The 21,697-nt window shown below is 71.4% G+C and carries 13 protein-coding genes; 6 read left to right on the top strand and 7 right to left on the bottom strand.

All coding sequences use genetic code 11. The features are described from left to right. Positions 1-35: 35 nt before the first annotated feature. Positions 36-623: a GNAT family N-acetyltransferase gene (locus IF655_RS29150; RefSeq protein WP_199588148.1), complete on the bottom strand. Its 588-nt coding sequence runs from the start codon at positions 621-623 to the stop codon at positions 36-38. A gap of 255 nt (positions 624-878) precedes the next feature. Between IF655_RS29150 and secA the strand changes: the two genes are divergently transcribed. Beyond that, positions 879-3,695, top strand: a complete 2,817-nt coding sequence (secA, locus tag IF655_RS29145; RefSeq protein WP_199588147.1) for a preprotein translocase subunit SecA — start codon at positions 879-881, stop codon at positions 3,693-3,695. Positions 3,696-3,798: 103 nt separating this feature from the next. Here the strand turns inward: secA and IF655_RS29140 are convergent, their stop codons facing one another. After that, complete coding sequence (locus IF655_RS29140) at positions 3,799-4,593, bottom strand: Rv3235 family protein (RefSeq protein ID WP_242488983.1); 795 nt, start codon at positions 4,591-4,593, stop codon at positions 3,799-3,801. 315 nt (positions 4,594-4,908) lie between these two features. Here IF655_RS29140 and IF655_RS29135 point away from each other — a divergent pair, with 315 nt between their 5' ends. The 4 genes from IF655_RS29135 (at position 4,909) to IF655_RS29120 (ending at position 13,325) form a co-directional block, all read left to right on the top strand. Continuing rightward, positions 4,909-5,421: a hypothetical protein gene (locus tag IF655_RS29135; protein WP_199588145.1), complete on the top strand. Its 513-nt coding sequence runs from the start codon at positions 4,909-4,911 to the stop codon at positions 5,419-5,421. A 102-nt stretch (positions 5,422-5,523) separates the two neighbouring features. Next, positions 5,524-6,192 (top strand): HAD family hydrolase, encoded by a 669-nt coding sequence (locus IF655_RS29130; protein WP_199588144.1) that lies wholly within the window; start codon positions 5,524-5,526, stop codon positions 6,190-6,192. Between the two features lie 471 nt (positions 6,193-6,663). Next, positions 6,664-11,622 carry an NAD-glutamate dehydrogenase gene (locus IF655_RS29125; protein WP_199588143.1) on the top strand — a complete coding sequence of 1,653 codons (4,959 nt, stop codon included), beginning with the start codon at positions 6,664-6,666 and terminating at the stop codon, positions 11,620-11,622. A gap of 227 nt (positions 11,623-11,849) precedes the next feature. Next, complete coding sequence (locus IF655_RS29120) at positions 11,850-13,325, top strand: hypothetical protein (RefSeq protein ID WP_199588142.1); 1,476 nt, start codon at positions 11,850-11,852, stop codon at positions 13,323-13,325. Positions 13,326-13,401: 76 nt separating this feature from the next. On the opposite strand, the gene IF655_RS29115 is transcribed toward IF655_RS29120, so the two are convergent. The 4 genes from IF655_RS29115 to IF655_RS29100 all read right to left on the bottom strand — a co-directional run bounded on the left by IF655_RS29115 (position 13,402) and on the right by IF655_RS29100 (position 19,187). Next, entirely contained in the window at positions 13,402-15,060 is a 1,659-nt protein-coding gene (locus IF655_RS29115) for a glycosyltransferase family 2 protein (protein ID WP_199588141.1), read from the bottom strand. Further along, the gene (locus IF655_RS29110) at positions 15,057-17,261 is read right to left on the bottom strand and encodes a CDP-glycerol glycerophosphotransferase family protein (protein ID WP_199588140.1); all 2,205 of its coding nucleotides are present in this window, start codon (positions 17,259-17,261) and stop codon (positions 15,057-15,059) included. The genes IF655_RS29115 and IF655_RS29110 overlap by 4 nt, the downstream gene beginning before the upstream one ends. A gap of 149 nt (positions 17,262-17,410) precedes the next feature. Beyond that, positions 17,411-18,277: an ABC transporter ATP-binding protein gene (locus IF655_RS29105; RefSeq protein WP_199588139.1), complete on the bottom strand. Its 867-nt coding sequence runs from the start codon at positions 18,275-18,277 to the stop codon at positions 17,411-17,413. Then, entirely contained in the window at positions 18,270-19,187 is a 918-nt protein-coding gene (locus IF655_RS29100) for an ABC transporter permease (RefSeq protein WP_199588138.1), read from the bottom strand. The genes IF655_RS29105 and IF655_RS29100 overlap by 8 nt, the downstream gene beginning before the upstream one ends. A 195-nt stretch (positions 19,188-19,382) precedes the next feature. On the opposite strand from IF655_RS29100, the gene IF655_RS29095 reads away from it, so the two are divergent. Beyond that, a complete protein-coding gene (locus IF655_RS29095) occupies positions 19,383-20,009 on the top strand; it encodes a TetR/AcrR family transcriptional regulator (protein ID WP_199588137.1) in 627 nt (208 codons plus the stop codon). Positions 20,010-20,052: 43 nt separating this feature from the next. Here the strand turns inward: IF655_RS29095 and IF655_RS29090 are convergent, their stop codons facing one another. Then, positions 20,053-21,669, bottom strand: a complete 1,617-nt coding sequence (locus IF655_RS29090) for a glycosyltransferase family 2 protein (RefSeq protein ID WP_199588136.1) — start codon at positions 21,667-21,669, stop codon at positions 20,053-20,055. Positions 21,670-21,697: the final 28 nt, after the last annotated feature.

Genomic DNA, 21,697 nt, shown 5'->3' with positions numbered 1-21,697 from the left:
CTGACAGTGGCCGCCCGCCCGGGACTTCCCGCAGGTCAGGTGGTGACCGCGGGATCGGGCGCGGCGAGATACGGCGCGACCGGGGTCAGCCCGAGGTCGGAGGGGAGCAGCGAGCCGACCCACGAGTCGCGCCGTACGCCCCGGTGTTCGACGGCCGCGCGCAGCGTGCCCTCCATGGTGAAGCCGACGCGTTCGGCCACCGCGCGGGAGGGCAGGTTGCCCACCTCGGCGCGCCACTCCAGCCGGTCCACGGACAGCTCGGTGAACGCCCAGCGGGCCGCCGCGAGCACGGCCTCGGTCATGTAACCCCGGCCGCGGTGCTCGCGGGTGGCCCAGAAGCCGACCTCGGCGGCGCCGGGACCGCGCCGCATGACACCGAGCACGCCCGCCAGCGCGCCGTCGGGCAGGAACAGGCCGAAGTGGTACTCGGAATCGTCCGCCCAGCCCTTGGTCACCACGTCGTTGATGAACGCGTCGGCGTGCTCGCGCAGGTAAGGAGAGGGAAAGGAAGAGATCCAGCGCTGGGTCGCGGGGTCCTGGGCGGCGGCGTGCACCGCCTCGGCGTCGGCCGGGGCGGGGGCGCGCATCCGGAGGCGGTCGGTGGTGAGGATGACGGGGTCCATCGCCCGATTCTGGGCAGTCCGCCGGCGGCGCCGCCACGGCTTTTCGCGGTGGGTGAGGGCGGGGTCACGGTTCGCGCACATCCGTGATCCGGGGCGGCACTATCCGGTGCGTTCGTCCGTTGTCCACAGTGAGGCGCGCACCGGGTCGCCAGGCCCTCCCGGCGCGCCGGGGTCCTCGCATACGATGGCCGTTGCTCAGCAAGTCACATGGAAAACAGACCGTCCCAGGCCCGACCGGCAAGGAGACCACCCCCCGTGTCCGTCCTCTCGAAGATCATGCGTGCAGGCGAAGGCAAGATCCTGCGCAAGCTGCACCGCATCGCGGACCAGGTCAACTCCATCGAAGAGGACTTCGTGGACCTCTCCGACGCCGAGCTGCGGGCCCTCACCGACGAGTACAAGCAGCGGTACGCCGACGGTGAGAGCCTGGACGACCTGCTCCCCGAGGCGTTCGCCACCGTCCGCGAGGCCGCCAAGCGCGTCCTCGGGCAGCGGCACTACGACGTCCAGCTCATGGGCGGCGCCGCGCTCCACCTCGGTTACGTGGCCGAGATGAAGACCGGTGAGGGCAAGACCCTCGTCGGCACCCTGCCCGCTTATCTGAACGCGCTCTCCGGAGACGGCGTCCACCTCATCACGGTGAACGACTACCTGGCCGAGCGCGACTCCGAGATGATGGGCCGCGTCCACCGCTTCCTGGGTCTCGAGGTCGGCTGCATCCTGGCCAACATGACCCCGGCCCAGCGCCGTGAGCAGTACGCGTGCGACATCACCTACGGCACGAACAACGAGTTCGGCTTCGACTACCTGCGCGACAACATGGCGTGGGCGCAGGACGAGCTGGTGCAGCGCGGCCACAACTTCGCCATCGTCGACGAGGTCGACTCGATCCTCATCGACGAGGCTCGTACGCCGCTGATCATCTCCGGCCCGGCCGACCAGGCCACCAAGTGGTACGGCGACTTCGCGAAGCTGGTCACCCGCCTCAAGCGCGGCGAGCCCGGCAACCCGCTCAAGGGCGTGGAGGAGACCGGCGACTACGACGTCGACGAGAAGAAGCGCACCGTCGCCATCCACGAGTCCGGCGTGTCCAAGGTCGAGGACTGGCTGGGCATCGACAACCTCTACGAGTCGGTGAACACCCCCCTCGTCGGCTACCTGAACAACGCCATCAAGGCGAAGGAACTGTTCAAGAAGGACAAGGACTACGTCGTCATCGACGGCGAGGTCATGATCGTCGACGAGCACACCGGCCGTATCCTCGCCGGCCGCCGCTACAACGAGGGCATGCACCAGGCGATCGAGGCGAAGGAAGGGGTGGACATCAAGGACGAGAACCAGACCCTCGCCACGATCACCCTGCAGAACTTCTTCCGCCTCTACGGCAAGCTCTCCGGCATGACCGGTACGGCGATGACCGAGGCCGCCGAGTTCCACCAGATCTACAAGCTCGGTGTGGTGCCCATCCCGACCAACCGGGCGCTCGTCCGCAAGGACCAGTCCGACCTGATCTACCGCACCGAGGTGGCCAAGTTCGAGGCGGTCGTCGACGACATCGCCGAGAAGCACGAGAAGGGCCAGCCGATCCTCGTCGGCACCACGTCCGTCGAGAAGTCGGAGTACCTCTCCCAGCAGCTCAGCAAGCGCGGCATCCAGCACGAGGTGCTGAACGCCAAGCACCACGAGCGTGAGGCGTCGATCGTCGCCCAGGCGGGCCGCAAGGGCGCCGTCACGGTCGCGACGAACATGGCAGGGCGCGGTACGGACATCAAGCTCGGCGGCAACCCCGAGGACCTCGCCGAGGCGGAGCTGCGCCAGATCGGTCTGGACCCCGAGGAGCACATCGAGGAGTGGGCGGCCGCGCTGCCCGCCGCGCTGGCCCGCGCCGAGCAGGCGGTCAAGGCCGAGAAGGAGGAGGTCGAGCGCAGCGGCGGTCTCTACGTGCTCGGCACCGAGCGGCACGAGTCGCGCCGTATCGACAACCAGCTCCGCGGTCGTTCCGGCCGTCAGGGCGACCCCGGCGAGTCCCGGTTCTACCTCTCCCTCGGCGACGACCTGATGCGCCTGTTCAAGGCCGCCATGGTCGAGCGCGTGATGGCGATGGCGAACGTCCCGGACGACGTGCCGATCGAGAACAAGATGGTGACCCGCGCGATCGCGTCCGCGCAGTCGCAGGTCGAGCAGCAGAACTTCGAGACCCGTAAGAACGTCCTGAAGTACGACGAGGTGCTCAACCGGCAGCGCGAGGTCATCTACGGCGAGCGCCGCCGCGTCCTGGAGGGTGAGGACCTGCAGGAGCAGGTGCAGCACTTCATGGACGACACGATCGACGCGTACGTCGCCGCCGAGACCGCCGACGGCTTCCCCGAGGACTGGGACCTGGACCGGCTGTGGGGCGCCTTCCGGCAGCTCTACCCGGTGAAGGTCACCATCGAGGAGCTGGAGGACGCCGCGGGCGACCGGGCCGGTCTGACCGCGGAGTTCATCTCCGAGTCCATCAAGGACGACATCCGCGCGCAGTACGAGGCGCGCGAGGAGCAGCTCGGCTCCGAGATCATGCGTGAGCTGGAGCGGCGGGTCGTGCTGTCGGTCCTGGACCGCAAGTGGCGCGAGCACCTCTACGAGATGGACTACCTCCAGGAGGGCATCGGCCTGCGCGCGATGGCGCAGAAGGACCCGCTGGTGGAGTACCAGCGCGAGGGCTTCGACATGTTCACCGCCATGATGGAGGGCATCAAGGAGGAGTCCGTCGGCTACCTGTTCAACCTGGAGGTCCAGGTCGAGCAGCAGGTCGAGGAGGTCGAGGTCGAGGCTGCCGAGCCGGTCGGCGGGGGCGTGCAGGACATCGTGCCCGCGCAGGTTCCCGCGGGTGCCCGTCCGGAGATCCGGGCCAAGGGGCTGGACGTTCCGCAGCGGCGCGAGCTGCACTTCTCCGCGCCCACGGTGGACGGCGAGGGCGGCGTGGTCGAGCGCGACCTGGAGGACGACGAGCCGGTGCGCTCGGAGGCCGACGGCCTCACGCGCGCGGAGCGGCGCAAGCAGGCGAAGGCGCGGGGTCGCCGCAAGAAGTGACGGTCGCCTGCCGGCCAGCCTTGAACGGCTGACGTGCCTGAGCGGCTGACTTAGGGGCCGGGTCTCTCTTCGTGAGGGGTCCGGCCCTTCGCCGTGTCCGGGTTCAGCCGGTGTCCCCGCGCGCGGGGCGGGGGCCCGCCAGCTCCACGGCGGTGCAGCGCCAGCGCAGATCCCGCCCCCGCTCCAGCCGGAACGCCAGCGCCCGCAGCCGGTCCCCGGCGGCGATCCGCGCGAACACCTCCAGCGCGCCGTCCCTCGGTACGAAGTACCCGAGATCACTGACGACGGGCCGCACCCCGGGCGCCCGCAACGGATTCCGCTCGGCCAGCCGCGCGAGATCGTCGTACGCCTGCCCGGCGGTGTGCCGCAGCATCCAGTGCACGGGGCGCTGCCCGCTCAGGACGGCTACGAGACGGTCGGCGAAGAGGTCGGTGGGGCGGGGCTGGGGGCGTGGCCGGTCGGTGGGGGCGGAGGTCGGGGGGCTGAGGACCGGCCGGGGGGCTGTTGCGGTGGTGCCGGGCACTGCCGCACCTGGCCGGGGCACCCGAGGCGGCTGTGCTGCTGTCGCGGGGGTCGTGGGGCGTGCCCCGGCAGCCCCGCCGGGGGCTACGGCGCCCGATGGGGCGGCGCGGTCGGGCGCCGGGGTGGCCGGGCAGGGCGTCGTGTCAGGCGTCGGGTTCCCCGCGTGCGCCGCCTTGCCGGGCGCCGGGGCGTCCAGGTGGGCCGCCGTCTCCCGGGCCGTGCGCGGGGTCACCAGGGGCTCCGAGGCGCCGGTCACGCCCCGGTCCGTCGTCGCCTCCGGGCGGGGGCGCAGGGGGGTGCGGGGTGGGGGTGAGCCGGGGCGGCGGGGGTCGTGGCGGGTCGGAGGGCGGTGGCGGGGGTGGGGTTTGCGGCTCATGACCTTGTTCATGTGGGGGGGTCCCGTTCGGGAGCGGCCCGGGATACCGGGCGGTAACTCGGTGGTGGGGATCTTGTACGGGGGTGGGTGCGGGGTCGGCAAGGAGGGCGGGGGTCGTGGCGGAGGGCAGGAAGGTTCACTTATCCGGGTGACGGCGCGGGGCGGAAAGCCCGAGGGCTCGGGGCGGGACCGGGTGACATCGAGGGCGTGGGGTGGACGCCTCCGGGCAGGTGGGCGGGCGCCCGAAAGAGGACGGGCGCACGTATTCTGGAGGCCCTTTCAGCAGAGCCTCTGACCAGGAAATGAGCGGCCGGAATGCGCGTCTACGTACCCCTGACCCTGCCCGGGCTCGCCGAGGCGCACCGCACGGGGGTGCTGGGCACCGGCTCCTTCGTCGCCTACGCCGTCACGCCCGAGCTGCGCCAGTGGTGCGGCTCGGAGGACCTGGAGGAGCTGGAGTACGCGGCGCTCGGCCAGGCAGCCCTCGCCTCGCTGCGGCTGCTCGCGGCCGACCAGTCGGCCACCCCGCGCCGGGTCGTGGTCGCCGCCGACGTGCCGGACCGCGCCGTCAAGCCGGGTTCCGACCAGGACGCGGAGCCGGCCGAGCTGGGCGAGGTCATGGTCACCGCCGAGGTGCCGCTCGCCAAGGCGGCAGCGGTGCACGCCGACGCCGAGGACGCCGAGCCGGACGTGGCCGCTGCCGCGGCGGCGCTGGCGGAGGCGGACGCCGGGGACGACCACGACCTGGCGGCGGTGGAGACGGCCGACCACCACGAGCTGCTCTGGTACGCGACCCAGGAGATCCCCGCCCTCGTAAGCGAGTCCTGACCCCGCCCCGACCTCCGCCTGACCTCGCCTTGACCCCCACCTGACCTGCGGCGATACACCGCCGATGTCCGATTGTCAGTGGGAGTGGGTACGGTTTCGGACATGGGGAAGCAGGGGAACGCGCACATCGTCTGGGACTGGAACGGCACCCTGTTCCACGACATCGACGCGATCATCGGGGCGACGAACGCGGCGTTCGCCGAGCTGGGTCTTGAGCCGATCACGCTGGAGACGTACCGGGCGCTGTACTGCGTCCCGGTGCCGAAGTTCTACGAGCGGCTGCTCGGCCGGCTGCCGACCGAGGCCGAGTGGGACGTGATGGACGGCGCCTTCCACCGGCACTACACCCAGTGGCGCACGCGCTGCGGTCTGACCGAGGGCGCCGCCGACCTGCTCGCGGGCTGGCGGTCGGCGGGGCACAGCCAGTCGCTGCTGAGCATGTACGGCCACGAGGAGCTGCTGCCGCTGGTGCGCGGCTTCGGCATCGAGTCCCACTTCCTGCGGATCGACGGGCGTACGGGTCCTTCGGGCGGCTCCAAGGCCGAGCACATGGTCCGCCACCTGACGTCGCTGGAGGACCTGGTGGCACCCGAGCGCACCGTCGTCATCGGCGACGCGGTGGACGACGCCCTGGCGGCCCGCCACGTGGGCGCGCGGGCGGTGCTGTACACCGGCGGCTCCCACGGTCCGGCCAGTCTCCGCGAGGCGGGTGTGCCGGTGGTGGACACCCTGGCCGAGGCGGTCGAAGAGGCGCACCGAATAGCGGCATAGCCCCGCTCCCGGCCCGGGCATAGCCCGCTCCCGGCGCCGATGCCGCTGTGCAGAACGTCAAACTTCACCCCCCGGTTTTGTACACATACGGCTCATGACGGGCCCGGGGTCAGGAGCGATAGCCTTGTGGCGTGATCAGCGCGATATCTCGCGGGGGCGTCACCGCCCCTGCCCTGCGCCCGGTTCGCACGGAACACCTCCGTGACCGGGCGGCGGTCGCTGGTCTTCGCGGGCGCGACAGAGGCGCCGAAGCCTCCAGGACGCCGGGAACGGCACGGGACACGTCGGCACTGGGCGCAGCGTCGCACCCGACAGACGCGTCGACAATGGCCGAATTCCTCCCGCCCATCTCACCTCGCGGCATAGCGTCGGAACGGACCGGACACCCCGGGCCGTGGCGTCATACCGGAGGGAAAGAGACCGTACTTCCTTCTACGTCACGCAACGGCGCGCGACAGGAGCCAGAGGACAATGCAGACCAAGCTGGACGAAGCCAAGGCCGAGCTGCTCGATCGGGCGGCCCGGGTAGCTGAGAACAGTCCGGTCGGGGGGCACCTACCGACCGGGACCACGAGCGAGGCCCCCGACAGCGAGTCCGTGCTCGCGTTCCTCCAGCGCTACTACCTGCACACGGCCCCCGAAGACCTCACCGACCGCGATCCGGTCGACGCCTTCGGTGCCGCGCTCTCCCACTACCGGCTCGCCGAGAACCGCCCCCAGGGCACCGCCAGCGTGCGGGTGCACACCCCGACGGTGGAAGAGAACGGGTGGACGTGCAGCCACACCGTCGTGGAGGTCGTCACCGACGACATGCCCTTCCTGGTCGACTCGGTCACCAACGAGCTGACCCGTCAGGGCCGCGGCATCCACGTCGTGATCCACCCGCAGTTCGTCGTGCGCCGGGACGTCACCGGCAAGCTCATCGAGGTGCTGCCCAAGCCGGCACCCGGCGCCGAGCTGCCCCACGACGCGCACGTCGAGTCCTGGATCCACGTCGAGATCGACCGCGAGACCGACCGCGCCGACCTCAAGCAGATCTCCGCCGACCTGCTCCGCGTCCTGTCCGACGTCCGTGAGGCCGTCGAGGACTGGGAGAAGATGCGGGAGACCGCGATCCGCATCGCGGACGGCCTGGAGAGCGAGCCCCGCCCCGCCGACCTGCCCGGACCCGAGGCCGAGGAGGCGCGCGAGCTGCTGCGCTGGCTCGCCGCCGACCACTTCACCTTCCTCGGCTACCGTGAGTACCAGCTCCGCGGCGACGACTCGCTCAGCGCCGTGCCCGGCACCGGACTCGGCATCCTGCGCTCCGACCCGCACCACTCCGAGCAGGACGAGCACCCGGTCAGCCCCTCCTTCGAGCGGCTCCCGGCCGACGCCCGCGCCAAGGCCCGCGAGCACCGTCTGCTCGTGCTGACCAAGGCCAACAGCCGCGCCACCGTGCACCGCCCGTCCTACCTGGACTACATCGGCGTCAAGAAGTTCGACGCCCAGGGCAACGTGGTCGGCGAGCGCCGCTTCCTCGGCCTGTTCTCCTCCGCCGCGTACACCGAGTCGGTGCGCCGGGTGCCGGTCATCCGCCGCAAGGTCGAGGAGGTCCTGGAGCGCGCCGGGTTCTCGCCCAACAGCCACGACGGCCGCGACCTGCTCCAGATCCTGGAGACCTACCCGCGCGACGAGCTGTTCCAGACCCCGGTCGACGAGCTGCAGTCCATCGCGACCAGCGTGCTCTACCTCCAGGAGCGCCGCCGCCTGCGGCTCTACCTGCGCCAGGACGAGTACGGGCGCTACTACTCGGCCCTCGTCTACCTCCCGCGCGACCGTTACACCACCGGCGTCCGGCTGCGGATCATCGACATCCTCAAGGAGGAGCTGGGCGGCACCAGCGTCGACTTCACCGCCTGGAACACCGAGTCGATCCTCTCCCGGCTGCACTTCGTCGTCCGCGTCCCGCAGGGCACCGAGCTGCCCGAGCTGTCGGACGCCGACAAGGAGCGCATCGAGGTCCGCCTGGTCGAGGCCACCCGCTCCTGGGCGGACGGCTTCACCGAGGCGCTGAACGCCGAGTGCGGCGAGGAGCGCGCCGCCGAGCTGCTGCGCCGCTACCAGCACGGCAATGCCTTCCCCGAGGGCTACAAGGCCGACCACACCCCGCGCGCCGCCGTCGCCGACCTGGTCCACCTGGAGCGGCTGAAGCAGAAGGACGGCAAGGACGGCGAGGACGGCGGCGACTTCGCGCTGAGCCTGTACGAGCCGGTGGGCGCCGCCCCCGGTGAGCGCCGCTTCAAGATCTACCGCACGGGCGACGCGGTCTCCCTCTCCGCCGTGCTGCCGGTCCTCAACCGGCTCGGTGTCGAGGTCGTCGACGAGCGCCCCTACGAGCTGCGCCGCGCCGACCGCACCACCGCCTGGGTCTACGACTTCGGTCTGCGGATGCCGCGCCCCGCGGGCGGCGGCGACCACCTCGGCGAGGACGGCCGCGAGCGGTTCCAGGAGGCGTTCGCCGCGACCTGGACCGGCCAGGCGGAGAACGACGGCTTCAACTCCCTCGTCCTGAGCGCCGGTCTCACCTGGCGGCAGGCGATGGTGCTGCGCGCGTACGCCAAGTACCTGCGCCAGGCGGGCTCGACCTTCAGCCAGGACTACATGGAGGACACCCTCCGCAACAACGTCCACACCACCCGGCTCCTGGTCTCCCTCTTCGAGGCGCGGATGTCCCCGGACCGGCAGACCGCCGGTCTTGAGATCACCGACGCGCTCCTGGAGGAGCTGGACGCCGCGCTCGACCAGGTCGCGAGCCTGGACGAGGACCGCATCCTGCGCTCCTTCCTGACCGTCATCAAGGCGACCCTGCGCACCAACTTCTTCCAGGAGACCGAGGGCGGCAAGCCGCACGACTACGTCTCCATGAAGTTCGACCCGCGCGCCATCCCGGACCTGCCCGCGCCGCGCCCGGCGTACGAGATCTGGGTGTACTCGCCGCGTGTCGAGGGCGTGCACCTGCGCTTCGGCAAGGTCGCGCGCGGGGGCTTGCGCTGGTCGGACCGGCGCGAGGACTTCCGCACCGAGATCCTCGGTCTGGTCAAGGCGCAGATGGTGAAGAACACCGTCATCGTGCCGGTCGGCGCCAAGGGCGGCTTCGTCGCCAAGCAGCTCCCCGACCCGAGCGTGGACCGGGACGCCTGGCTCGCCGAGGGCATCGCCAGCTACAAGACGTTCATCTCGGCGCTGCTCGACATCACCGACAACATGGTGGCCGGCGAGGTCGTCCCGCCGCAGGACGTGGTCCGCCACGACGGCGAGGACACCTACCTGGTCGTCGCCGCCGACAAGGGCACCGCGACGTTCTCCGACATCGCCAACGGCGTCGCCGGGGAGTACGACTTCTGGCTCGGGGACGCCTTCGCCTCCGGCGGCTCGGCGGGCTACGACCACAAGGGCATGGGCATCACCGCGCGCGGCGCCTGGGAGTCCGTGAAGCGGCACTTCCGCGAGCTGGGCGTGGACACGCAGTCCGAGGACTTCACGGTCGTCGGCATCGGTGACATGTCCGGTGACGTGTTCGGCAACGGCATGCTGCTCTCCGAGCACATCCGCCTGGTCGCCGCCTTCGACCACCGGCACATCTTCATCGACCCGAACCCGGACGCGGCCACCGGCTACGCCGAGCGCCGCCGCCTGTTCGAGCTGCCCCGTTCGAGCTGGGCCGACTACGACACCTCGCTGCTGTCGGCGGGCGGCGGGATCTTCCCGCGCAGCGCCAAGTCGATCCCGCTCAACAGCCACATCCGTGAGGCGCTGGGCATCGAGGAGAAGATCTCCAAGATGACCCCCGCCGACCTGATGAAGGCGATCCTCCAGTCGCCGGTCGACCTGCTGTGGAACGGCGGCATCGGCACGTACGTGAAGTCCTCGGCGGAGTCCAACGCGGACGTCGGCGACAAGGCGAACGACGCCATCCGCGTCGACGGCGCCGACCTGCGCGTCAAGGTCGTCGGCGAGGGCGGCAACCTGGGTCTGACCCAGCTCGGCCGCATCGAGTTCGCGCTCCAGGGCGGCCGGATCAACACCGACGCGATCGACAACAGCGCCGGTGTGGACACCTCCGACCACGAGGTGAACATCAAGATCCTGCTCAATGGCCTGGTCACGGACGGCGACATGACCGTCAAGCAGCGCAACAAGCTGCTCGCGGAGATGACGGACGAGGTCGGCTCCCTGGTCCTGCGCAACAACTACGCGCAGAACACCGCGCTGGCCAACGCGCTGGCGCAGTCCAAGGACATGCTGCACGCGCAGGCCCGCTTCATCCGCCACCTGGTGCGCGAGGGTCACCTCGACCGGGCGCTGGAGTTCCTGCCCACCGACCGCCAGATCCGCGAGCGGCTGGCCCAGGGGCAGGGGCTCACCAGCCCCGAGACCGCCGTCCTGCTGGCGTACACGAAGATCACGGTCGCCGAGGAGCTGCTGCGCACCTCGCTGCCCGACGACCCCTACCTGCGCACCCTGCTGCACGCCTACTTCCCGTCGGCGCTGCGCGAGCGGTTCGCGGAGTCCATCGACAGCCACCCGCTGCGCCGCGAGATCACCACGACCGTCCTGGTCAACGACACGGTGAACACGGGCGGTACGACCTATCTGCACCGGCTGCGCGAGGAGACCGGCGCCTCCCTGGAGGAGATCGTCCGCGCCCAGACCGCGGCCCGCGCGATCTTCTGCTCGGCGCCGGTGTGGGACGCGGTGGAGGAGCTGGACAACAAGGTCGACGCGGCCGTCCAGACCCGCATCCGGCTGCACTCGCGCCGCCTCGTCGAGCGCGGCACCCGCTGGCTGCTCAACAACCGCCCGCAGCCGCTCCAGCTCGCCGAGACCGTCGAGTTCTTCGCGGCGCGCGTCGAGCAGGTCTGGCAGCAGATGCCGAAGCTGCTGCGCGGCGCGGACCTGGAGTGGTACCAGCACGTGTACGACGAGCTGTCCGCGGCCGGTGTCCCGGACGAACTCGCCACGCGGGTCGCCGGGTTCTCCTCCGCCTTCCCGGCGCTGGACATCGTCTCGGTGGCCGACCGCATGGGCAAGGAGCCGCTCGACGTCGCCGAGGTCTACTACGACCTCGCGGACCGGCTGTACATCACGCAGCTCATGGACCGCATCATCGAGCTGCCCCGCGCGGACCGCTGGCAGTCCATGGCCCGCGCCTCCATCCGTGAGGACCTCTACGCGGCCCACGCCGCCCTCACGGCGGACGTGCTCGCGGTGGGCAACGGCACCTCGACGCCCGAGCAGCGCTTCAAGGCGTGGGAGGAGAAGAACGCGCCGATCCTGAGCCGGGCGCGCTCCACCCTGGAGGAGATCCGTAGCTCGGACGCGTTCGACCTCGCCAACCTCTCGGTGGCGATGCGCACGATGCGGACGCTGCTGCGCACGCACTCCTGACGCGAGGAGACACAGGATGCCCCGGAACCGGAGAAACGGTTCCGGGGCATCCTTGTTTCCGCGGCGCACCCGTGTTCCGCCCCGCATCCGGGTCTCCGCCCCGCTCGGGTTCTTGCCTCCGCCTAGGGAAAAACCTGTGGCGTATTTACCGTTTCCTGCTAATCGGTCCCTTTCGGATAGGGTCTGGCTCGTGCCTGTGACCTTGAACCGCACCGAGGCCCGGCCCGATGCGCGCCGCCCCGCCTAGCCCGGCGAGCGCGGGGCGCGCGCTGCCCTGGGCCGCCGCCGCGCTCGTCACCGTGCTGATGCTCCTGGTGATCGTCCGGCTGCCCTGGGCCGGTGACCTCGGGATGCACGCGGCGACCGTGCAGCGGCTGCGCCACAGCCTGCTCAACCCGGGCAACCCGCTGGTCGACGCCGACACCCCGAGCCCCTACTACTCGCCGTGGATGCTGCTGCTCGGGCTCCTCGCCCGTGTCACGGGTCTGTCGGTGTTCGTGGTGCTCCGCATCGGCGCCCTCGTCGGACTCGCGCTGCTCTTCACCGGCGTCTGGAGCTACGTCCGCACCCTGAGCGCCCACCGCGCCGCCCCCGCGCTCGCGATCCTCTGCGTGGTCTTCCTGTGGGGTCCGGACGTCTTCAACTGGAGCGGCTTCCTCGGACTCAACTCCCTTGCCCTGACGGTCTCGTACCCCAGCGTGCTCGCGCTCGGGCTCTCCTTCCACTTCTGGGCGTGGCTCACCCGGGCGCTGCGCGCCGACACCGGGTGGCCCGCCTGGATCGGACTCGGGCTCCTGTGGGCGCTGATCCTGCTGTGCCACCAGTTCTCCGGCGTGGTCGCCTCCCTCGGCGCCCTCGCCGTGGTCCTCGCGGCGCGCCCCGCCCGCGCGACCCTGCTGCGCCTCGGCGCGGCACTGGTGGCGGGCGTCCTGCTGCTCGCGCTCTGGCCGTACTACGACTTCTTCGCCCTGTTCTCGGCGGGCGCCGACCTGGAGGCGATCCACCGCCCCCTCTACAGCGACCTGCTGCCCCGCTTCGGACTGGTCCTGCTCGGCGTGGTCGCCCTGGTGTTCCGCTGGCGCCGCGACCACCGGGACGTCCTGGTCCTCTTCTTCGTCCTCGGCGCGCTGCTCTTCGCGGCGGGCGGTCTCACCGGCCACTACTCCTGGGGACGCGCCCTGCCCGCCGCCCTGATCCCGGCCCAGCTCGCGGCAGCGCTGGAGACGGTCTCCGCGTCACGCCGGGGGGTACGGCTGCTCTGGGCGTGCCTGCTGGGCATCGCCCTCGCGGTCGGCGCGTGGGCGCAGGCGGGCACGCTCGGCTATGTGATCGACCGGAACGACCTCCCGGCTCCCGTCGCCGCCAAGTACCGCACCCCGTGGGTCGGTTACCACTGGATCACCCCCTGGGTCCGCTACGGCGACGTGGTGATGGCCCGCACCACCCCGTCCCGCCAGATCCCCGCCTACGGCCCCTACACCGTCGCCCCCGGCTACCCCGACTTCTTCCTCCCGGACGAAACGGGTCGCGACCAGGCGGTCACCCGCTACTACGCCCCCACCACCGACTCCGCGACCCGCCTGGCCATAGCCCGCCGGTACGGAGTCCACTGGGTGATCGGCTCACCGGACACGGCGGAACCCTGGCTGAAAGAGGTGACGAGAGGACCGGGAGACCAGGTCCTGTACAAGGTCGAGCCTTGATACGAGGGGAAGCCGTGAGTCTTTTAGGGGCGCGGGGAACTGCGCGACCAGCCACAACGCACCCGCGCCCGAAAACTCACCGCAGCACACTCGACACAAGCCGCGCCGCCCCCCGAACCCGGGGATGATCAACCCGCCGCACAACGCGCCGCAACAGCAACGACGCCCCCACCGGACGCCACCGCACCTGCAACCGCCCCGCCCCCCGCCCCTCCGGCTCCACGACCACCTCGTGCGGCGCCGCACCCGACCGGTACTCCACCCGAGCCGTCAACGAGGGAAAAGACAGCGGAGCCAGCAGCAGCCCCCCGTTGGCGAGCCCCTGCTGCTGCAGCCGGACCAGCGGATGCCGTACCCCCGCGAAGCCCTGCACCGGCAGTCGCGCCTCGCTCAGATCCACCCGCACCCGTCCCTCGAAGACACCGGGCCGGACCGGATCGAGCCGGAACGGCACCGTCATCCGCCGCTTTCCCGGCGTCAGCAGCAGTCCCGCCCGCTGCGGTCCGACGGGCAGCCGCAGTCCGGGGTCGTAGGTCCGCACGGTGAGGGTGAGCGTCGCGCCGGGACCGGGTGTCAGCTCGGTGATCTCGTGGCGGAAGTACGCGCTGGGGAACGGCCGGGTCTCCAGGTCCAGGTCGGACACGTCCAGCTCGCGCCGCCCCCGCGCGGAGGACGGCACCGCACCGCCCCAGTAGGTGCCGGTGTCGTCGGTGGTGACCTCCCTCGGCGCCACCGGCTGGCCCAGCCCGCGCGCGGCGAGCCGGAGGTCATCCAGGCGTCCCTCGCGCAGCAGCTCCAGGACGACCCGTTCGGGCCGGGGGAGCCGGGTGAAGGCGCCGTCGGCGAGGCTGTCGAGGTACGGGTTCATGATCTCGGCGAAGGCGGAGAGCCACGCGTCGTCGCGGTAGGGCAGGTCGCCCGCGTACATCCGGAAGTCGTGCTTGAGGAACTTGTAGTCCTTGTCCTCGCGCAGCCCCGCGTGCCCGCTCTCCACCAGGAAGTCGTCGATCAGGCGCTGGACGTGCACCCGGTCGGCCACGTTGGAGATCTTGTGCCGCTGGTTGGAGATGGAGGCGGAGGCGGCGGCGGCGTACGGCTCGATGTACCAGGTGTAGACCGGGTCCGGGATGATCGTGAACGCCTCGGCCAGGCAGTACGCCTGCGCGGAGAAGAGCTGGTCCTCGTAGTGGATGCCCTCGGGGAAGCGCAGTTGGTGCCGGTCGAGGAAGGCGCGGGCGTACATCTTGCTGGTCGACAGGTGCTCGAAGAGCAGCCGGGGGTCGGCGGTGATGCCGTCCAGGGTGCGGCGCTCGCCGACCAGGTGGGGCATCCAGGTGGTGCGCCGTCCGCTGTCCACGCGGACCCGGGTCACCGCGCCCATGGTGAAGTCGACCTCGCGTTCGCGGTGCGCGGCGAGGAGCGACTCGACCGCGCGGGGCGGGAGTTCGTCGTCGCTGTCGAGGAACATCAGATAGGGGGCGCGGGCGATGTCGATGGCGCGGTTGCGCGGGGCGCTGCAGCCGCCGCTGTTCTCGGGCAGCCGCAGATAGCGGACGCGGGAGTCCTCGGCGGCGAGCCGCCTGGCCACCTCGGGGGTGTCGTCGGTGGAGTGGTCGTCGCTGATGACGATCTCGATGTTCCGGTGGGTCTGGGCGCGCAGGGAGGCGACCGCGCGGGGCAGCCGGGCCGCGTCGTTGTAGCTGATGACGGTGACCGTGACATCGGGGGTCGTCATCCTTGGGCCTCCTCGGGGGTCGGGGCGGGGGTGCGTTCCTCCAGCGGGAGCACGGGCGGGAGCGCCTCCTCGGGTTCGCCGAGGAACACCCGGCGCACGACGCGCTCGGCGGCGCGGCCGTCGTCGAACTCGCAGAACCGGCGCCGGAAGGCGGTGCGTGCCTTCGCCGCGTTCTCGTCGCGCCAGGCGCCGGAGGTGAGGATCTCGGTCAGCTCCTCCTGGGTGCGGGCGACGTGCCCCGGCGCCTCGGCCATCAGGTCGAAGTAGACGCCGCGCGTGGTGCGGTAGGTCTCCCAGTCGTCGGCGTAGACGACGACCGGGCGGTCCAGGTTGGCGTAGTCGAACATGATCGAGGAGTAGTCCGTGACCAGCGCGTCCGCCGCGAGGCACAGCTCCTCGACCGGGTCGTAGGAGGAGACGTCGATGATCCGCCCCGAGCGGCGCAGTCCGCTGAGCGGGGAGGCGGCGCCTCCGTAGAAGTAGTGGGCGCGCACCAGCAGGACGGTGTCCTCGCCGAGCCGGTCGGCCAGGGTGGCGAGGTCGAGGCGGGGGGTGAACCCGGCTTCGTAGTCGCGGTGGGTGGGCGCGTAGAGGACGGCGGTGCGGCCGGGCGGGATGCCGAGGCGTTCGCGGGCGGCGCGCACGTCGGCGGCGGTCGCGGTGTAGAAGACGTCGTTGCGCGGATAGCCGTGGTCCAGCGAGGTGTAGCGGGCCGGGTAGGCGCGCTCCCACATGCGGGTGGTGTGGCTGTTGGCGCTGACGCTGTAGTCCCACTTGTCGATGCGGGACAGCAGGGCGGCGAAGTCCAGACCCTGGGCGGCGGCCGGGTGGTCGCGCTGGTCCAGGCCCATGCGCTTGAGCGGGGTGCCGTGGTGGGTCTGGAGGTGGATCGCGTCGGGTCGTTTGACCACCGCGTTGGGGAAGTTGACGTTGTTGACCAGGTACTTGGCGGTGGCCAGCGTCTCCCAGTAGCTCCGGGTGCCGGGGATGACGTGGTCGGTGCCGGCGGGCAGCAGGGCTTCGTTCTCCTTGCTCACCACCCACACCGGGCGGATGTGCGGGGCGAGTTCGGCGAGCTTGGCGGCGATGGCGGCAGGGTTGCAGGCCACGCCCCGGTCCCAGTACGCCGAGAAGACGGCCAGGTCGGGGTCGACGGGGCGGGCGAGCGCCCTGCGGTAGTAGTGGTCGCGGAGCTTGGCGCCCGCCTGGCGCTTGCGGGCGCGGACGGCTTTCTTGGCGGCGCGCCGGGTGCGGTTGGCTGCCTGGAAGGCGCGGTAGCGGGTGTAGGCGCCCTCTTCGAGCAGCGTGTGGCGTACGCCCTCAAGACCGCTCGGGCGCCGGTGGCCCTCGGGGCGCCAGCGGACGGCTGCCTGCGAGGCGCGGGCGAAGAAGGCGCGCGCGATCGGCTCGGGCATGTCCTCGCGGGCGAAGGTGCGCAGCAGGTCACGGACCATCAGGTCGTAGAGCACCGCGCGGACGGCGCGGCGCCCCTCGGTGAGCGGGAGCAGCGACTCGTAGCGGTCGACCAGCGCGAGCCGGGACTCGGGGGCGAGCGGCGGCAGGCTCTCCGGGCGCAGCTCGCGGTTCTCGTACGCCACCTGGTTGAGGCAGGCGACACGGTCGGCGCGGAGCAGGGCGGTGTGGGCGGCGCGTGCCTCGTCGTCGGCGGTGAGGGCGTCCTCGTGGGCCCGCCAGAACGCGGCGCTGAGCACGTGGGTGCCGAGCAGGGGCTCCAGGCGCAGCAGAGCGGGGTTCTCGTCCAGGGTGAGGACGGAGCGCCCGGCGGCGGCCAGGACGCGGCCGTCGCGGGAGGGGGCGGCGGTGGTGCGCCAGGTGGTGGTGACGTGGTCGAGGAGCAGGACGTCGGCGTGTTCGCCGCTGCGGTCGAGTTCGGCGGTGCGTTCGGCGACCAGCCGGGGCGTTCCGGCGGGTACGCCGTCTTTGGCGTGCACGAACTGCAGCCAGCGTCCCCGCGCCCGCGCGGCGCCCGCCGCCCGGGCCGCCGCGTCGGTGGTGCCCTCGGGCAGCGGCACGGTGACCGTCTCGGGGGTGTGCCCCTCGGCGGTCTCCCGGGCCCAGTCACCGACGGCGGCGACGATCACCTCGGCGTCCGGGAGCGGGTGGGTCGCCAGCGAGTCGAGCAGCTCCGTCAGATGCCCCTGGGTGTTCGGCCCGTAGACGATCAGGCTGAGGTGAGGCATCGCGGAGGACTCCTTCGGCTCGTCGTCTCAGAGAGGGCACCTTTCATAACATACTGTCATTAGAGCGATGAAAGGGATAATCGCGACCGGGGTCAACGGAGGCGCGGCGCCTTCACCCCCTCTTACCCCGGAAGACGGCTTCCCGGTGCCTATGGTTTCGCGGGAGCGGGTTTGGGCGCGGGCTTCTTCGCCTTCTTGTCGCCCTTGTCACCCGTGAAAGCCTCGTACTCCTTGAGTACCTCCTCGGTGGGTCCGTCCATGCGCAGCTCGCCGCGTTCCAGCCAGAGCACCCGTTCGCAGGTGTCGCGGATGGACTTGTTGTTGTGGCTGACCAGGAAGACCGTGCCCGCGTGCTTGCGCAGCTCGCGGATGCGCGCCTCGGAGCGCTTCTGGAAGGAGCGGTCGCCGGTGGCCAGCGCCTCGTCGATCAGCAGCACGTCGTGGTCCTTGGCGGCGGCGATGGAGAAGCGCAGCCGGGCGGCCATGCCGGAGGAGTACGTCCGCATCGGGAGCGTGATGAAGTCGCCCTTCTCGTTGATCCCGGAGAAGTCGACGATGTCCTGGTAGCGCTCCCGGACCTGCTCGCGCGACATGCCCATCGCCAGTCCGCCGAGGTGCACGTTGCGCTCGCCGGTCAGGTCGTTCATCAGGGCGGCGTTGACGCCGAGCAGGGAGGGCTGGCCGCCGGTGTAGATGTGTCCGTTCTCCACCGGGAGCAGTCCCGCGACCGCCTTGAGCAGGGTGGACTTGCCCGAGCCGTTGGTGCCGATCAGACCGATGGCCTCGCCCCGGTACGCGACGAAGGACACCTTCTTGACCGCGTGGACGCGGCGCACGCCCGCCGCCTTCTCCGCCTGCTCGCGGCGCAGGATGCGGTTGAGGGCGGCGGTGGCCGAACCACGGCCCGCGCCGGTGCCGTTGACCCGGTAGACGATGTCCACCCGGTCGGCGACGACGGTGGGGATCTTCTCGCTGTGCGCGGAGACCTGCTCCTGCGCGTCGGTCTGCTCAGCCACGGCCGTAGGTCTCCTCAGCCTTCCAGAAGTAGATGAATCCGCCGATCCCGGCGACCACGGCCCACCCGATCGCCGCCGCCCACACGTGCGGCGGGAGCTGGCTGGAGTGGAAGCTGTCGATCAGCGCGAACCGCATGAGGTCGATGTAGACGGCGGACGGGTTGGTCTCCAGCGCGACGACGAGCCAGTGCGGCAGCCCCTTGTCCTCGGTGAGCCTGCTGATGCTCCACATCACGCCGGAGACGTACATCCACGTGCGCAGCACGAACGGCATCAACTGGGCGATGTCCGGGGTCTTCGCGCCGAGCCGGGCCATGGCCATCGCCACGCCCGCGTTGAACGTGAACTGCAGGCACAGCGCGGGGATCGCGAGCAGCCAGGACAGCGACACCGGCACACCCGCGCACAGCAGGATGACCAGCAGCGCGGCCATGGAGAACAGCAACTGCTGCAACTGCTGGAGGCAGAACGAGATCGGCAGCGCGGCGCGCGGGAAGTGCAGGGCGCGGACCAGACCGAGGTTGCCGGAGATGGCCCGGGTGCCCGCCATGATCGAGCTCTGCGTGAACGTCCACACGAACACGCCGGTGACCAGGAACGGGATGTAGTCCGGGACGCCGTGCTTGGTGCCGAGCAGCACGCCGAAGATGAAGTAGTAGACCGCCGCGTTCAGCAGCGGGGTCATCACCTGCCAGACCTGGCCGAGCTTCGCCTGGCTGTACTGGGCGGTGAGCTTGGCGGTGGCGAACGCGGTGATGAAGTGGCGCCGCGCCCACAACTGGCGGACGTAGGCGGGGACGGAGGGGCGGGCGCCGCTGACCGTGAGGCCGTGCCGGGCGGCCAGGGCCGCGAGGTCGGTGTCGTCGGCCGGGACCCGCGTCGGGGGCGGTGTGTCGAGGACCTGGCTCACATCCGCTGCTTTCGCTCGGGGGGAGGGGGGTGCGCTCGCCCGGCCCGCGCCGGGGCGTGGTCGTCGCCCGGCGTTTCCCTACGCTTCTCTTCACGTTCTCTTACGTCGGAACGGGACCGTATCGTCGCAACGCGAGAGTAGGCCCAAGCGACGTCGCAACGCAACCGTTTCGTCGTCACGCCCTATGCTGGACGCATGACCACCAACGCCGACGAACCCCCGGCGCGCCCGCGCCGCCGGGCTCCGGCCGGGGCCGCCGTGCTCCGGGAGGACGTGACCGAGGCCATCCGCGCCGCCGTCTTCGAGGAGCTGGCGGCCGTCGGGTACGCCCGCATGTCCATCGAGGGCATCGCCCGGCGGGCCGGAGTCGGCAAGACGGCCGTCTACCGGCGCTGGCGCTCCAAGCTGCACCTGGTGCTCGACGTGGTCTCCGCGATGGCCGTCCTCGGCCTGCCGGTCCCGGACACCGGCTCCCTGGAGGGCGACCTGCGGCTGCTGTACGAGGTCACCTCGCGCGCGCTGCGCCACCCCGTGGTCTCGCAGATCATCCCCGACCTCCAGGCGGAGGCGGCGCGGACGCCCGAGATGGCCGACGCCTTCCAGAAGGCGCTGCGGGACAGCCAGGAGAGCGTCGCCAGCCGGATCCTCGCGGCGGCGCAGGAGCGCGGCGAGGTCGCTCCGGGCATCGACCCGGACCTGGTCCTGGACCTGATCTCCGGTCCGCTGTACTGGCGCGCTGTGGTCATCCGCACGCCGAAGCTGCCCAAGGGCTATCTGGCGAGCCTGGCCCGCGCCACGGCCGGGGCGCTCAAGGCGCTCTGAGGGCGCGGCGCGGTGCTCCGGGGGCGGGGCGCGGCGCGCGCGGTCAGCGCAGTAGGCGCTGGAGCCTGCCCTTGGCGACCCGCGCCGCCCCCAGCGGACCCGTGGCCACGCGCAGCGCCAGGGCGCCGGAGTGGGTGGCGTAGGGGTGGGCGAGCAGCAGCAGATGGTGCGGGTTGGGCAGGGCGCGGCGGCGCAGGTGCGGGGAGCTGCGGGCGTGGGCGGTCGCCTCGCGGCTGGTGCCGTCCTTGAAGTGCAGGGTGAGGCAGAGGTCCCAGACGCCCGCGCCCAGCGCGGTCAGGTCCACCGGGGTCTCGGCGGTCCACAGCTCGGGTGCCGTGGGCGCGAAGGGGACCGTGGCGCGCCGTGCGACGCGGCCCGTCGGGCGGAAGCGCCACTCCACGGTCACCGCGAGCGGCTCCGCCGCGGCGACCCTGCCGTACAGCTCGTGCAGGCGCAGCCGCAGCCGGGACGTGCGCGTGCGGACCAGGAGTTCGGCGTCCACCGCGACGGGGAGTCCGCTCGCCGGACGGGTCAGCAGCGAAGCCAGGTTCACCTGCGGCAGCGCGGCCGACCAGATGGGCGTGCCGTCGGCGGCGCGGACGTACGGCGGCAGCAGGCGCGCCGGACGCGCCGCCAGCTCCCGGAGGCGGGGCAGGTCGGCGGGCTCCGGGCACTCCATGATCACTCGGCCGATCAGGCGGCCCGGCGCCGCGGGGTTCGGCTCCCAGTCGGCGGCGTCGTAGTGCCCGAGGAACTCCCGCGTGTGCTCCCACCAGGCGCGCCGGTACTCCGGACTGCGCAGGTGCAACTCGCGGACGTACATCCGCAGTTCGTGGTCGAGGAACTTCACCCGGGCGGCTCGCGCCAGCACCTTCTGGCCCGCGCTCAGCAGGATCTCGTGCGCCAGGGCGCAGGCGCGGGTGCGGGAGCGCCAGTTGTCGATGCCGTCACGGTCCAGGGAGAGCGAGAGCCGGTCGGCGGAGCGGCGCACGTTCCATGTGTAGACCCGGTCCGGGACGAGCGCGACGCGCGGCGCGGCGGCCAGCACCCGCGCGGTGAAGACGAAGTCCTCGTAGAGGAACCGCCCTTCGGGGAAGCGGATGCCGTGCTCGCGCAGGAACGAGGTCAGATACAGCTTGTTGACGCACAGCGTGTCGTCCACCAGCCGGGGGCGCTCGGAGGGGCGCGCGAAGACGGCGGGCGCCGCGTAGAGCGTCGGCTGCCAGGGCTGTTCGCGCCCCGAGGGCAGCTCCCGGCGCACGCACAGCCCGGACGTCACCTCGGCGTCCGCCGCGACCGCCGCCCGCAGCAGCGTGTCCACCGCACCCGCGGGGAGCACGTCGTCGCTGTCCAGGAACATCACGTACGGCAGCGTCACCGCGTCGATCCCGGTGTTGCGCGGGGTGCCGCAGCCGCCGCTGTTCTCGCTCCGGTGTACGACACGCAGCCGGGGGTCGTGCCCGGCCAGCCGCTCCAGCAGCTCGGCGCTGCCGTCCGTGGAGCAGTCGTCCACGGCGATCACCTCACCGACGGCGGGTCCCTGACGGAGCGCCGAACGCACGGCGTCGGCCACATGGGCGGCGTCGTCGTACCCGATGACGACGACGGCGACCCGGGGCGCGGGATGCGGGTCCTGCGGTGCTGGAAGCATGAGGTCCATGAGCCGGGAGCGTAGGAATATTCAGTAA

Source organism: Streptomyces sp. DSM 110735 (genome assembly GCF_016482685.1).
GTDB lineage: Bacteria > Actinomycetota > Actinomycetes > Streptomycetales > Streptomycetaceae > Streptomyces.
The sequence above is the reverse complement of the archived record's forward strand: the minus strand, read 5'-3'. Positions and strand labels throughout refer to the sequence as shown.